Raw genomic sequence first — 13,387 nt, 5'->3', positions numbered from 1 at the left:
GTTCCTGGCGGTTCAGGTCAGTACATCGAGATGTGAACATGGTTTGTGTGGTCGGCGGCCGGGCTGCCCCCACCGCTGTACGCCCGCCAGCCGGTGTTCGGCATCCAGATCTGCCGATACCAGATCACGTACATGATGCCGAGCCGGTTGGCGTTGCTCTTCGCCCAGCTCGCCAGCCGGTCACCGTACGCCTTGTCGCCGCCGGTGGCGGTGCGGTCCTCGAACCCACCGCTGGCGGCGGAGAAGTCGCAGGCCCGGCCCTTGGGGTGCTCGCCGCCGCCGCCGCTGCGGTGGCAGGAGGCGTAGCGCGTGAAGCTCGCCGCCTTGGCCTGCTGGAGCATGTGCAGCGTGCGCGGCGTGATGCAGCCGCTGGCCGGCGTCGGGTCGTTCACCGAGCAGGACTCCGACGGCCACGAGCCGTCCGAGTTGCGCGGGGCCGGCTTGGCCGACGAGGAGCCGCCGCTGAAGCCGGAGCCGGCGCCGGAGCTGACCTTCGCGAGCGCCACCTCGGCGTCCTTCTTCTTCCGGGCCAGCACGGCGACCTGCTTGGTCTGCTCGCGCACCTCGGCGTCGAGGGCCAGCTTCGACTCGGCGGCCTGCGCCTTCGCGGTGGCCAGGTCACCGAGGCGCTTGCTGTCCCGCTGGGCCATCATGTCCAGCTCGGCCGCCCGGTGCAGGAAGTCGTTCGGCCCGGAGCTGGCCAGCAGCATCGACACCGGGGTCAGCCGGCCCTGCCGGTAGGACTGCACGGCCACCTCGCCGGCCTGCGCGGTCAACCCGACCAGGCGCGCCTCGATGTCCTTGAGCTGGGCGGCCAACTCCTTCTGGCGGCGCTTCGAGTTGTCCAGCTTGTTCTGGGCGTCGATGTGCCCCTTCGCCGCGGCCTCCAGCGCCGCCCGGAGCTGCTTGCTGTCGCCCTCGTCGGGGGCGTTCGGGCTGGGCGCGGCGGCGGCCGGGCCGGCGGTGGCGAGGCCGGCGCCGAGCAGCACGGCCGTCGCGGCGAGCAGCGCCAGCAGTGACCGGCGGACGCGCCGGCCGGTGAGCCTGGTCCTGGGCACGTGATGGTCCTTCCGTCAACCGCGGTCACGATACCGGACCGGGCGCGTCGCGCCAGATCCGTGACCGTCGACGACCCGGATCGTCGACGCAGCGTGGCGCGGGCGTCGCGTACCGCTGCTCACCGGGCCAGCAGCGCCGCGTACACCTCGTCCCAGATCTCCGGGCTGGCCGCGACCAGCAGGCCCCGGCCCTCGTCGGCGGGGTGGTAGTCGGTGCCGTCGAAGCGGCGGGCCACCCCGCCGGCCTCCCGGACCAGCAGCGTGCCGGGGGTGTGGTCCCAGGGCAGCGTGCGCCAGAAGAGCACGAACTGCTGCGCGCCGGTGAGCACGTCCAGGTATTCCCGACCGGCGCAGTGCTGGCCGGGCAGCAGCTCGCCGATCCGGCGGCCACCGGCCTCGACGTCGCCGCGGACGTCACCGGGCAGGAACTTCGTCATCGCGGTGCCGCGCAGCGCGACCGCCGCCGGCGCCGGCCGGTCGGTCCGCACCGGTGTGCCGTCGAGCGTGACCCCGGCCTCGAGCCGGCCGGCCGCCATCGTGCCGTCCAGCGGGTCGTAGACCCAGGACGCCACCGGTACGCCGTCGGTGAGCAGCGCCGCCATCAACGCGAACGGCCGCTTGCCGGCGGCGAAGTTGGACGTGCCGTCGATCGGGTCGACGAGCCAGACGTCACCGCTGCCGCCCAGGTGCCGCAGCAGGTCGGGATCCTCGGCGACGGCTTCCTCGCCGACCACCACCGAGCCGGGGCGTAGCCGCCGCAGGCCCTCGGAGATCAGCTTCTCGGCCTCGCGGTCGGCGACGGTGACCACCTCGCCGGGCGCCTTCTCGGAGATGTCGGACGGGTCGAGCCGGCGGAACATCGGCACGACGACGTCGGCCGCGGCCTCCCGCAGCAGCGCGGCGACGTCGTCCAGCAGGGGGTCAGCCACGCGGCGGCAGCTTGACCACGCTGACGAAGAACTCGTCGATCTGGCGGACCACCGAGATGAAGCGTTCGAAGTCCACCGGCTTGGTCACGTAGGCGTTGGCGTGCAACTGGTAGCTGCGCAGGATGTCCTCGTCGGCCTGCGAGGTGGTGAGCACCACGACCGGGATCCGGCGGAGGACCTCGTCCTTCTTGATCTCCTCCAGCACCTCCCGACCGTCGCGGCGGGGCAGGTTCAGGTCGAGCAGGATCAGGTCGGGCGTGACCGCGTCCGTGTACGGGCCCTCGCGGCGCAGGTAGGCCAGCGCCTCAGCCCCGTCGGAGACGACCGTCAGGCGGTTGCGGAGCTTGTGCTCCTCGAACGCCTCCTGGGTCATCAGCACGTCGCCCGGATCGTCCTCGACGAGCAGGACCTCGATCGGGCTCTTACCATCCGCCGGCGCGGTCATCCCACCGTCTCCCTCATGCCACCGTTTGTATCCTGTCGGGCCGTCTCCGCGGGCGACTCCGCGCGGGTCGCGCCGTCCGGCTGTTCCGCGACGTCTGCCGGCGCGTCCTCGGCGGCGGCCTCGTCCGACCCGGCCGCCTCCGCCTGCTCCGCGGCGGCGGCGGCCTCGATGTCGGCCTCCGACGCCGGCAGTGTGAACCGGATCGTGGTGCCCTCCTCGGTATCGGTGTCCACCCAGACCCGACCGCCGTGGTATTCGACGATCTTCTTGACGATGGCGAGCCCGATCCCGGTGCCCGGGTAGGCGTCCTTGGAGTGCAGCCGCTGGAAGATCACGAAGATCTTGTCGGCGAACTCCGGCTCGATCCCGATGCCGTTGTCCCGGCAGCTGATCTCCCACTCGCCGTCGACCAGCCGGGCCGAGACGTGCACCTTCGACGGCACGCCCGGGCGGCGGAACTTCACCGAATTGCTGACCAGGTTGACCAGCAGGTTGGTCAGCAGCGGCTCCTCGCCGCGGATGGTGGGCATCTCGTCCCAGGTCAGCTCCGCGTCGGCGTACTGGCGGGCCGCCTCGGTCTGCCCGGCCACGTCGCCCATCACCCGGTTCAGGTCGACCTCGGTGAACCCGGTGGTGAGCCGGCCGATGCGGGAGAACGCCAGCAGGTCGTTGATGAGTCGCTGCATCCGCTGCGCGCCGTCCACCGCGAATGCGATGTACTGGTCGGCCCGCTCGTCGAGCTGCCCGGCGTAGCGACGCTGGAGCAGTTGGCAGAAGCTGGCCACCTTGCGCAGTGGCTCCTGGAGGTCGTGCGAGGCCACGTAGGCGAACTGCTCCAGGTCGCGGTTGGAGCGGGTCAACTCCTCGGCCTGCTTCTGGAGCTGGTCGTTGACCCACTCGATCCGCTCCCGGGCCTGGCGTACCTCGTCCAGCTCCTGGGCGATCTTCTGCCGCATCAGGTCGATGTCGTCGGCGAGCCGGCGGAACTCCGGCGGGCCGGAGCCGGCGATGTGGTGCTGGTAGTCGCCGGCGGCCACCTCGCGCACCTGCCCGACCAGGCCGGCCAGCGGGCGGATCAGGATCCGGTCGAGCGAGAGCAGCATGACCGCGCCGGCCACCGCCACCACCAGCGCCGCGATGATCAGCAGCACGACCAGCGCGTTGCTGGTCGAGTTGACCCGTTCGGCGGTCTCCCTCCGAATGGTCAGGACCTCGTCCTGGAGCGAGTTGATCGCGCCTCGTATTCCGTCGAACTGCTGGCGGGTCTGGTCGGTGATCAGCGCCCGGCCGGCCTGTGGCCCCCCACGGTCGGTGGCCGCGACCACCGGCTCGGCCACCTGGGTCCGCCACTGCGTGGTCTGCCGCTCGACCACGGCCAGCTCCCGGCGCACGTCCGGGTAGCCGGCGGAAAGGCTACGGATGGAGGCGATCAGCTCCTGCTCCCGCTCGACGCCCTCCCGGTAGGGAACCAGGTCGTTGCGGTCGCCGTTCACCGCGTAGCCGCGCACCGCGGTCTCCTGGTCCAGCAGGACGCTCATCAACTCCTGCGCCTGGACCCGCAGTGGGCCGGTCTTGAGCAACACCGAGTCGATGTTCTGCCGGTTCTTCGCGGCGACCACCGCCTCCGCCGCGGCCAACCCGAGCAGCAACGCCAGGACCACGCCGAGCAGCGCGACCACCCGCCGCCGCAGCGTCCACCCCTGCTGGTACGCCTTCATCGCCCCTCTTCCATTCGAACCCTCACCGACCGCTGCCCCGGGTCACCAGCAACATCGCCACGTCGTCGGCGAGCGGGCCGCCGTTGATCTGCTCGGCGCGCCCGACCAGCCAGGCGGGCAGCTCGGAGAGCGGCACCGCGTGGTTGGCCGGCTCGGCGAGCAGGCCGGTCAGCCCGGGCACGTCGAGCCGTTCGTCGCCGCCGTCGACCCGGCCCTCGATGAGGCCGTCGGTGTACATCAGCAGGGACCAGTCGTCGGCGTCGAACTCCAGGTCGAAGGCGACGGGGCGGCGGGGCCGGACGCCGAGCAGCAGCCCGCCCTTGGCCGGCACCGGGGCGACCCTACCGCCGCTGAGCAGCAGCGGCGGCGGGTGACCGGCGAGTCGCACGGTGGCCCGGGCGGACGCCAGGTCGAGCCGCACGGTGGCCACCGTCGCGAAGATCTCCTGGAGCCGGCGCTCGCTCATCAGCACCTGCTCCAGCGCGGGGAGCACCTCGTCGTCGGGCACGCCGGCCAGCACCAGCGCCCGCCAGGCGACCCGCAGCTCGACCCCGAGCGCGGCCTCGTCCACGCCGTGGCCGCAGACGTCGCCGACGATCAGGTCGATCCGGTCCGGGCGGGTCTGCACCACGTCGTAGAAGTCGCCGCCGATCAGCGCGGCGTGCCGGCCGGGCCGGTAGAAGGTGTGCACCGACACCTCGTCGGTGGTCATCAGCGGCTGCGGCAACAGGCCACGTTCCAGGCGGGCCGACTCGGCCTGGCGCAGCTCCACCTCGCGCAGCCGGCGGGCGTTCTCGTCGGCCCGCTTGCGTTCCACCGCGTAGCGCAGCGCCCGGGTCAGCAGGACGCCGTCGACCTGCCCCTTGACCAGGTAGTCCTGCGCGCCCTCGGCGACCGCCACGATGCCGAGGTGCTCGTCGGAGCGCCCGGTCAGCACGCAGACCGCGGCGCCGCTGGCCATCTCCAGCACCCGGCGCAGCCCGTCGAGGCCCTGCGCGTCGGGCAGGCCGAGATCGAGCAGGACGCAGTCGACGCCCATCACCCGCTGCCGGGCCTCGCTGAGACTGGTGGCGACCAGCAGGTCGATCATCGAGTTGGTCTCGGCGAGCAGCTCACCGACCAGGAAGGCGTCGCCCTCGTCGTCCTCGACCAGCAGCACCCGCAGCCGTTCGCCCGGCGGGAGGCCGCCGTGCAGCCCGGCGCCGGCACGCGGCACCACGGGAGCGCCCGGCGCGGTGGTCCCCCGGTGCGGCCGGGCCACCGCCGCGAGACGCGGGAGTTCGCTGGTGATGGCGGGCTCCTTCCGAGTGCCCTTGCAGATCCTGGCGGGAACAACGGTCGCACACGACACGAGCCCCGCCGTGGCGGCGGGTGGGTGACCCGTCCACCCGGACAGCGACGCGGCCGACCCACGATGTTACGCGGGAGCGCTGCCGGCCCGGCAACGCACCGACCGGGGAGTGCCGCCGCGCCCGGGCGGGGTGCAGGATGATGCCCACCCCCGTAGATCCACCCCGAGGAGTTCCCGTGGGCGCACCCCCCACCCGCCCCGCCGACCGGGCGTTCGCCAAGCCCCGCCGCCGGTTGCTCGCCGCCGTCGCCGCGCTGGTGGCGCTGCTCGCCGTCGGGGCGGGCGTCCTGGTCGGCCTGGCCACCCCGACGCCACGCCCGGCGGACGCGCCGGCCGGCGAGTTCAGCGCCGCCCGGGCGTACCGGAACGTCGAGGTGATCGCGGCCCGGCCGCACGTGGCCGGCAGCGCGGCCAACGACCAGGTCCGCGAGCACCTGGTCGGCGCGCTGCGCGGGCTGGGCCTGCAGACCGAGGTGCAGGACGCGGTGGCGCCCGAGGCCGGTCAGCTCAGCGGCGCGGCCGGCGGGGCGACGCTGGCCCGGGTGCGCAACGTGGTGGCCCGACTCCCCGGCACCGACCCGACCGGTAAGGTCTTCCTGGTCGCGCACTACGACTCGGTGCAGACCGGGCCGGGCGGCAACGACGACGCCGCCGGCACCGCCACCATCCTGGAGGTGGCCCGGGCGCTGACCACCGGCCCGCGTCCCCGCAACGACGTGGTGTTCGTGCTCACCGACGCGGAGGAGGCGTGCCTCTGCGGCGCGGCCGGCTTCGCCGCCGACCACCCGTTGGCCGCCGACGGCGGGGTGGTGCTCAACCTGGAGGCGCGCGGCTCGACCGGCCCGGTGATCATGTTCGAGACGTCGCGGAACAACGCGAAGCTGGTGGACGTGTTCGGCCGGGCCGCGCCGCACCCGGTGGGCACCTCGTTCGCGGTGGAGATCTACCGGGCGCTGCCCAACGACACCGACTTCACCGCGTTTCTCGACCAGAAGTTCGTCGGCCTGAACTCGGCCTACATCGACGGCGGGGCGATCTACCACACCCCGCTGGACGTGCCGGCCCGGATGGACCGGGGCAGCCTCCAGATGCACGGCGACAACGCGCTCGGCCTGGCCCGCGAGTTCGGCCGCACCGACCTCGGCGACCTGCGCTCCGGCCACGACGACACCTATTTCCCGGTGCTCGGCGGGCTGGTCCGCTACCCCGGTTGGCTGACCCTGCCGCTCGCGGTCGCCGCGCTGCTCGCCGTCGGCGCGCTGGGCTGGCTGCTGCGCCGCCGTGGCCGGGCGTCCGTCGGCACGCTCGCCGCCGGCGCTGGCCTGGCCCTGGCCCCGGTCGTCGTGGCCCCGCTGGGCGCGTGGCTGCTCTGGGCCGCGATCACCACGATCCGTCCCGGGTACGCCGAGCTGCTCGACCCGTACCGTCCGGTCTGGTACCGCCTCGCCGTGGTGGCGCTCGCCGCCACGGTGCTGCTCGGCTGGTACGCCCTGTCCCGCCGCCGGGTCGGCCCGGCCGCGCTGGCGTTCGGCGGTCTGCTCTGGCTGGCCCTGTTCGGCGTGCTGCTCGCGGTGCTGGTACCCGGCGGCGCGTACCTCACCACCCTGCCGGCGCTGGCCGGCGCCGCCGCCGGCCTCGCGGCGCTGGCCACCCGGCTGGACGGGCCGTGGCCGGTGGTCGCGGTGACGCTCGCCGGCGCGGTGGCCGTGGTGGTCCTGCTGCCCCCGGTGGTGCTGCTCTTCCCGGCGCTCGGCATGGGCATGGGCGCGGTGGCCGCGCTGGTCGCGGTGCTGCTCGGGTTGGCCCTGCTGCCGGTGGTGGATCTGCTGCACCCGCGCGCCGGCGGCCAGCGCGGCCTGCTGGCGCTGCGCGCCCGCCGCCTCGGCGCGCTGCCGACCGGCGCGGCGTTCGTCGCGGCGGCGGTGTTCGCCGGGGTCGGCCTGGCCGTCGACCGCTTCGACGCCGGCCACCCCGTGCCCACCCATCTGATGTACGCGCTGGACGCCGGCACGAAGAAGGCGGCCTGGCTCAGCCACGAGGAGAAGCCGCAGCCCTGGACCGACCGCTACGTCGACCGGACCATCTCGGTGGCCGACGACTTCCCCGGCATCGGCGACGGCGAGCTGCGCGCCGGCCCGGCCGAGGCGGCGGCCCTGCCCGCGCCGAAGGTGGAGACGCTCGCCGACGACCGCAACGGTGACCAGCGGGTGCTGCGGCTGCGGGTGACGCCGCAGCGGCAGGTTCGGCTGCTGACGTTGCACGTCGACACCGGCACCGCCACCGTGCGGGCCGCCTCGGTGGCCGGGCGGGACGTGCCGGTGAAGGCGCGCGCGGGCCGGTGGGGCTTCGGCATCGTGTTCCACGCCCCGCCGCCGGAGGGCGTCGAGGTGACGCTGACGCTGGTGCCGTCCGCCGACTCGGTGCGCCTGCGGGTGATGGACGCCAGCGACGGGTTGTCCGCGCTGCCCGGTTTCCGGCAGCGGCCGGCGACGGTGGGCGTGGTCGGCTCGCACAGCTCGGAGATGCTGGCGGTGGCGCAGACGTACACGCTCTAGTTTTTCTGCGCCGGATGTCGAGGGACGGTCGGACCGTTTCTACCCCCGGGTGAAAGCTGGTTGACGCGACCCGAGGAGCAGACGATGAGCAAGGTGACCACCGGCGCGACCATGTCCCTGGACGGCTACGTCGCGGACCCGAAGCACGGCGGGTTCGAGCACCTCTTCCAGTGGTACGGCTACGGCGACGTGGAGGTGCCGACGGCTCATGCCGACATGACGTTCCGGACGTCGGCGGCCAGCGCCGCGCACATCCGCGCGCTGGTCGAGCGCACCGGAGCGCTTGTGGTCGGCCGCACGCTGTTCGACATCACCAACGGCTGGGGCGGCCGGCACCCGATGGACAAGCCGGTGGTCGTGGTGACCCACCGGGTGCCGGACGGCTGGGACGCCGAGGGCGAGTCGTTCGTGTTCGTCACCGACGGCATCGAGCGGGCCGTCGAGCGCGCCCACGCCCTGGCCGGCGGCAAGGAGGTCGGGGTGAACGGCGGGACGATCGCCCGGCAGGTGCTGGAGGCCGGGCTGCTGGACGAGGTGCACGTGGATCTGGTGCCGGTGCTGCTCGGCGACGGGATCCCGTTCTTCTCCGGGCTGGGCATCGCGCCGGTGCGGTTGGAAGGGCCGTTCCGGGTGGTCGAGGGGGTCGGCGTCACCCACCTGGCCTACCGGGTGCCGCGTCCTGTCTGATCCCCCTCCGCTGACGCCCCGGCCCCTTGATCGCCACAGGGACCGGGGCGGCTCGAAGGCCCGCCCGTTTGACGAAGATCGAGCGTCGCACCACGGCGTCGCCGCGCTCGTCGACCTGGTAGCCGTCGAGCCACACCCAGCCGTCGTACGTGGTCCAGTCGAGTTGGCGGATGAGCCGGAACCGGATCGGGGTTCCGAACTGCACGCTGGCGGCGCGCCCGATGAGCAGTATGTCGCCGGCCTTCACCTCAGCCATCCGAGGAACCGGCGACACAGGGTGCCCGGCGTAGCCCAGCTCAGGTCGTCGGATGCGGCGGTGAGGTGCGCCGCCATGTAGAGAGCCAGGTCGCCCGGTGAGTCCGCGTACTCTCCGAGCAGTTCCCAGCGGCGGGCAGGGCCAGGGGCGTTCACATGCCGCGCACACCCACAGGGGAACGACCGGACCGTGGGTGCTCACTCCCCCTCCCTCGGCCAGTGACCCCGACTGATCGGAACCCGGTGCCTGAATCGGCACGGTAGATCGCCCCCGCAGCGGCATACGTAGCGCCACTTCGGCCATGACCAGACCGGTCGGTGCCTACGAGCGAGAGTCAGGGCCACGGCGGCCAGATACTCCCCGTACGAGACGGATCGCGTCATGCGTCCACGATCCCGCCCACCCAATGGTCTAGTCAACTAGCTATAGCCAAAAGGATAGGCCCGATCTACCTACGTTCGGAAGCGTGGACCGTGGGCCAGGCCGCCTGATGGGGCCGTACGAGATCGCGCAGCGCCTCGGCGTCTCGCGGCAGCGGTTCCAGCAGCTTGCCCGCTACCCCACCTTCCCGAAGCCGTACCAGGAGCTTCGTGGGATGAAAGTGTGGCTGGCCGAAGACGTCGAAGCGTGGATCAAGGAGCACCGCCAGCCCCGGCCCACCGACGAGGACTGAGGTCCCCAGGTCCCGAGTTGCCGGGCAGGGCCTGCACGCCGCGCCGCGCGGTCAGTACGCGCCGAGTTCCACCCGGCGCCCTTGCCCGACCTCGTCCGCCTCGACGTCGTCGATCCAGGGGAAGGGATAGGCGTCGGCGGCAAGGCCGGTCGCCGGCACCAACGGGACGTGGACCTCCACGATCAATTCAGCCACCCATGCATGATCACCCTTGGCGAGGCTCCCGTGGGCGCCGGCTCCCATCCGCTCACCAGCTGATGTGGTGCGTCAGCGAGGTCGCGACCCAACTTCACTCGGTCAGCAGGGTGGACCCCGCTCGCTACGGTCGCCTGCGTGATAGACGCGATCTCGGCCGCCGTGGTTCGGCATCGACGTCCCGTCCTGCTGGCGGGTGTGCTGGTGGCGGCCGGGAACGCCGCCGCGATGGGGTACGCGCCGGACGTGGCACGGGCGTTGTTCCTCCCGCTTCTCCTCCTCACCCTGGCCGCCCTCACCCTGGCGATCATCAGCCTGGGCAGCCGGCCCGCCACCCTGGTGGTGCTGCCTCAGCACCCGGCCTTCGCCCCGCCGGTCCCGGCGCGGCTGCCCCTTCTCACCCTGGGTCTCCTCGGGTCGGCCTCCGCGACCGTCGGCGCATACCTACGTTCCACCGAGGCGGGCATCGGGACCACGTTCGACGCCGTCGTCGGCGCGCTCTGGCTCGGGGTGATCGCGCTGCTGGTCGCGGCGGCGTGGCGCGGACACGACGTGCTGCTGAGCCCGACCGGCGTGCGCACGATCGGGCTCCTCGGGTCGCGCAGGGTGCCGTGGGAGGCCGGGCCGGGCGTCGCGGTGCCCAGCGACGTCGAGCGGGCGTCGCGTCTCCGCCTGACGATCGCGACGCCCGCACTGGCGCGGCGGCGTGGCCTGGTCGGGCGCGCCACCGTGCCCGTGAACAGCGTCGACCCCCGGTTCCTCGCCGCCGTGGTCAGCCACTACGTCACCCACCCGCAGCACCGGGCCGCCATCGGCACGGCGGACGAGTACCGCCGCCTACTCACCGACCTGCGCGGCGCGACCGGTTGAACCGAGCGGCCCGGCGAGGTCATGGTGGACGGGTGTGGCACACGCCCGAAGCCGAATGCTGGCTCCACCCCGACGTCGAGGTCCGCCCGTCCGGGATCTCGGGTGCGGGCCTGTTCGCCCGCGCCCCCATCCCGACCGGGACGGCGGTGTCCCGGCTCGGCGGGCCGACTCGTCACCGCCGCGGACTGGCGGCTGCCGGACCTCCAGCACCGCTACGGCTACCACTGGGTCCCGCCCTCCTGACCCGGATCGGGGTTCGGAGATACCCGTTCGCCCGGCCCCTGACCGCTCGCTAGGCTGCGCCGCACGCGGCTGGAGAAGGTCACCCCGGACAACTACGAGGCGGCACTCGGCCTGTCGGTACGCCCCGATCAGGACGACCTGGTGGAGCCGGTGGTCAAGTCGCTCGCCGAGGCGTACGTCTTCCCGGAGCACGCCTGGCCGCGACTGATCTACGACGGGGACCGGCTGGTCGGCTTCCTCATGGCGTTCTTCGGCATCCCGTGGGGCGACGACCCGGACGACGTGCGGGCCGGCCTCTGGCGGCTGAACATCGCCGCCGACGCGCAGGGCCACGGCTACGGCCGGTTCGCCGTCGAGGCGGTGTGCGCGGAGATCCGGGCCCGGGGCGGCGACCGGGCGTACGTCACCTGGGAGCCCCGGCCGGGCGGCCCGGAGGGGTTCTACCTGAAGCTGGGCTTCCGGCCGACGGGTGAGCGGAGCGGCGGCCAGACGGTCGCCGTCCGGGGGCTGTAGACCTGTCCCCGGTGTCGGCCCCGGCTGGCATGATCCGCGCCGTGGGCATCCTCTGTGACTACTTCTCGGCCCCCACCGACGAGGCGGCCGCCACGACCGCCGACGTTCCGGGTGGTCCGCGCGCCGCGTCCGAGCCCGGTTTCGAGGTCGTCGAACGGAGACCGAGGAGTTCTGGGGTCGGGGCGAACCGTCACTCCTGGCCGAGATCCTGATCGAGCTGGCCGGTCTGGCCCGGCGGGCAACCGCCGGCGAGCGGTTGTACTGCTGGGTCTGCGTCTAGCCCGATGCGGGACCGCTACTTCCAGCGGAAGTGCACGAACAGCCGGCCGAAGTTCTTCGAGTCCTTCTCGACCCGGTGGTAGAGCTGCTTGACGTCCTTCTGGTCGAGGAAGCGCAGCACCTTCTTCTTCAGCGCGCCGGAGCCCTTGCCCGGGATGATCTCCACGAGCGTGGCCTTCTTCGCCACCGCCTCGTCCATGATCCCGCGCAGCGCGCGGTCGATGTCGTGGCCCTTGTTGTAGATGTCGTGGAGGTCGAGCTTCAGCTTCACGATCCCATCCTAGGTACGCCGAAGGGCAGCCCACCCGGGCTGCCCTTCGACGGGGCTCAACGACCGACCTTGCCCTCCACCCGGCGCAGGGCCGTGGTGTAGTCGGTGTTCGTCGAGTACATGGCCGCCGCGATGCGCAGGTGGCGCAGCGCGTCGGTCGGCCGGTTCATCCGCTCCAGCGTGCGGCCGAGCACGTGGTGCGCGTAGTGGTCGCTCGGGTCCCGGTCGACCAGCTCACGCAGGTGCTCCTCGGCCCGGTTGAGCTGGGCCGACTGGAAGTAGGCACGGGCCAGCAACTGCCGCACCGAGGAGTTGTCGGGCTCCGCCTCGATGATCGGCTCGAGCAGCCGGGCCGCCCCGGTCGGGTCCCCCGAGTCGAAGAACATGGTCGCCCGCCGGTACTCCGCCAGAAGGTCCACTCGACCCACCTCCTCGTGTCGCGTCAGCCCTTTGTCCGACGCTGGCACAACACCGGAGGAACCGCGAGTGTTCCGCCGGGTGAAGATCAGGGCGTGGGGTCGTATCTGTCGCCCACCAGCTCCCAGGCCCGGACACCACCCACGATTCCCGCCGTGTTGGGGACGACCACGACATCGTCCCCCATTCTGGCCACCTGTTCCGGCCGGATCAGCCGCGAGTTGCCGCCACCCAGGTAGAGCCGGTCCCAGCGGAACACCGGCCGCAGGCCGTCCACCACCTGCCGGATCCGCCGGGACCAGAACGCGTCGCCGAGGCGCCGCCGTTCCGGCTCCCCGACGTAGGTGTCGTAGGTGGTGTTCCACCGCACCGGCGCGTGCGACAGCTCCAGGTGCGGGGCGATCGTCCCGCCGTCGAAGAGCGCGCTGCCCAGCCCGGTGCCGAGCGTCAGCACCAGCTCGCAACCGGTCCCGGCGACCACGCCGGCGCCGTGCACCTCGGCGTCGTTGAGCACCAGCGCGGGCATGCCGAACGCCTCGGCCAGCGCGCCGCGCGCGTCGTACCCGGACCACTCCGCGACCAGGTCCGGCTCCACCCGGCTGCGCGGCCCGGCGCGGGTGACGTAGTGCGGGGTGGCCACCACCACGCCGTGCCGGATCATGCCGGGCATGCCGACGGTGAGCCGGTCCGCGGCGGGCAGCCGGGCGCCGAGATCCCGCAGCGTCTCCACGAACAAGCTCGGGGGCAGGGGGTACGGGGTGGGCACGCGCAGCGGGCGGGCCCGCATGGTGCCGGCGGCGTCCAGCACGGAGGCCTTGATCCCGCCGCCCCCGCAGTCGATCGCCAGTGTGGTCGCCACGGCTGTGAGTCTCCCTCAGACCGGCGTCGCCCCGAGCGCGGGTCGCGGTAATCCGTAGGTGCGCGCCG

15 protein-coding genes are annotated in these 13,387 nt (G+C 72.9%); 5 read left to right on the top strand and 10 right to left on the bottom strand.

The genetic code is table 11. The annotated features are described in order from the left end of the window. Positions 1–17: 17 nt before the first annotated feature. The 5 genes from O7618_RS29090 to O7618_RS29070 all read right to left on the bottom strand — a co-directional run bounded on the left by O7618_RS29090 (position 18) and on the right by O7618_RS29070 (position 5,369). Positions 18–986, bottom strand: coding sequence for a hypothetical protein (locus O7618_RS29090; RefSeq protein ID WP_278110190.1), 969 nt, complete (start codon positions 984–986; stop codon positions 18–20). Positions 987–1,177: 191 nt separating this feature from the next. Continuing rightward, positions 1,178–1,987 (bottom strand): inositol monophosphatase family protein, encoded by an 810-nt coding sequence (locus O7618_RS29085; protein WP_278109334.1) that lies wholly within the window; start codon positions 1,985–1,987, stop codon positions 1,178–1,180. After that, positions 1,980–2,432, bottom strand: a complete 453-nt coding sequence (locus tag O7618_RS29080) for a response regulator (RefSeq protein ID WP_278109333.1) — start codon at positions 2,430–2,432, stop codon at positions 1,980–1,982. Before O7618_RS29080 ends, O7618_RS29085 begins: the two co-directional genes overlap by 8 nt. Then, positions 2,429–4,150 (bottom strand): sensor histidine kinase, encoded by a 1,722-nt coding sequence (locus tag O7618_RS29075; protein WP_278109332.1) that lies wholly within the window; start codon positions 4,148–4,150, stop codon positions 2,429–2,431. Before O7618_RS29075 ends, O7618_RS29080 begins: the two co-directional genes overlap by 4 nt. Before the next feature lie 22 nt (positions 4,151–4,172). Then, positions 4,173–5,369, bottom strand: a complete 1,197-nt coding sequence (locus tag O7618_RS29070; protein WP_278109331.1) for a fused response regulator/phosphatase — start codon at positions 5,367–5,369, stop codon at positions 4,173–4,175. 308 nt (positions 5,370–5,677) lie between these two features. Here O7618_RS29070 and O7618_RS29065 point away from each other — a divergent pair, with 308 nt between their 5' ends. Together O7618_RS29065 and O7618_RS29060 are read left to right on the top strand one after the other, a co-directional pair. Beyond that, a complete protein-coding gene (locus tag O7618_RS29065) occupies positions 5,678–8,056 on the top strand; it encodes a M28 family peptidase (RefSeq protein ID WP_278109330.1) in 2,379 nt (792 codons plus the stop codon). 84 nt (positions 8,057–8,140) lie between these two features. Beyond that, positions 8,141–8,743: a dihydrofolate reductase family protein gene (locus O7618_RS29060; RefSeq protein ID WP_278109329.1), complete on the top strand. Its 603-nt coding sequence runs from the start codon at positions 8,141–8,143 to the stop codon at positions 8,741–8,743. On the opposite strand, the gene O7618_RS29055 is transcribed toward O7618_RS29060, so the two are convergent. Next, positions 8,706–8,999 (bottom strand): hypothetical protein, encoded by a 294-nt coding sequence (locus O7618_RS29055; protein WP_278109328.1) that lies wholly within the window; start codon positions 8,997–8,999, stop codon positions 8,706–8,708. The genes O7618_RS29060 and O7618_RS29055 overlap by 38 nt on opposite strands. A 466-nt stretch (positions 9,000–9,465) precedes the next feature. On the opposite strand from O7618_RS29055, the gene O7618_RS29050 reads away from it, so the two are divergent. Further along, the gene (locus O7618_RS29050; protein ID WP_278109326.1) at positions 9,466–9,672 is read left to right on the top strand and encodes a hypothetical protein; all 207 of its coding nucleotides are present in this window, start codon (positions 9,466–9,468) and stop codon (positions 9,670–9,672) included. A gap of 51 nt (positions 9,673–9,723) precedes the next feature. Here the strand turns inward: O7618_RS29050 and O7618_RS29045 are convergent, their stop codons facing one another. Then, entirely contained in the window at positions 9,724–9,867 is a 144-nt protein-coding gene (locus tag O7618_RS29045) for a hypothetical protein (protein ID WP_278109325.1), read from the bottom strand. A gap of 138 nt (positions 9,868–10,005) precedes the next feature. On the opposite strand from O7618_RS29045, the gene O7618_RS29040 reads away from it, so the two are divergent. Both O7618_RS29040 and O7618_RS29035 read left to right on the top strand, forming a co-directional pair. Beyond that, positions 10,006–10,737 carry a hypothetical protein gene (locus O7618_RS29040; RefSeq protein ID WP_278109324.1) on the top strand — a complete coding sequence of 244 codons (732 nt, stop codon included), beginning with the start codon at positions 10,006–10,008 and terminating at the stop codon, positions 10,735–10,737. 297 nt (positions 10,738–11,034) lie between these two features. Then, positions 11,035–11,493: a GNAT family N-acetyltransferase gene (locus O7618_RS29035; protein ID WP_347405432.1), complete on the top strand. Its 459-nt coding sequence runs from the start codon at positions 11,035–11,037 to the stop codon at positions 11,491–11,493. 295 nt (positions 11,494–11,788) lie between these two features. Here O7618_RS29035 and O7618_RS29030 read toward each other — a convergent pair whose 3' ends face one another. From O7618_RS29030 to O7618_RS29020, 3 genes are all read right to left on the bottom strand, one after another. After that, complete coding sequence (locus O7618_RS29030; protein ID WP_013288724.1) at positions 11,789–12,043, bottom strand: Smr/MutS family protein; 255 nt, start codon at positions 12,041–12,043, stop codon at positions 11,789–11,791. Between the two features lie 56 nt (positions 12,044–12,099). Further along, a complete protein-coding gene (locus tag O7618_RS29025) occupies positions 12,100–12,462 on the bottom strand; it encodes a tetratricopeptide repeat protein (protein ID WP_278109322.1) in 363 nt (120 codons plus the stop codon). Between the two features lie 86 nt (positions 12,463–12,548). Then, complete coding sequence (locus O7618_RS29020) at positions 12,549–13,319, bottom strand: ROK family protein (protein WP_278109321.1); 771 nt, start codon at positions 13,317–13,319, stop codon at positions 12,549–12,551. Positions 13,320–13,387: the final 68 nt, after the last annotated feature.

The organism is Micromonospora sp. WMMD980, from assembly GCF_029626035.1.
Lineage (GTDB): Bacteria > Actinomycetota > Actinomycetes > Mycobacteriales > Micromonosporaceae > Micromonospora.
The sequence above is the reverse complement of the archived record's forward strand: the minus strand, read 5'-3'. Positions and strand labels throughout refer to the sequence as shown.

Bases quoted from the DNA above. Each gene is read 5' to 3' on its own strand.
- O7618_RS29075 (WP_278109332.1), bottom strand. From the start codon at position 4,150: ATGAAGGCGTACCAGCAGGGGTGGACGCTGCGGCGGCGGGTGGTCGCG.
- O7618_RS29080 (WP_278109333.1), bottom strand. From the start codon at position 2,432: ATGACCGCGCCGGCGGATGGTAAGAGCCCGATCGAGGTCCTGCTCGTC.
- O7618_RS29060 (WP_278109329.1), top strand. From the start codon at position 8,141: ATGAGCAAGGTGACCACCGGCGCGACCATGTCCCTGGACGGCTACGTC.
- O7618_RS29055 (WP_278109328.1), bottom strand. From the start codon at position 8,999: ATGGCTGAGGTGAAGGCCGGCGACATACTGCTCATCGGGCGCGCCGCC.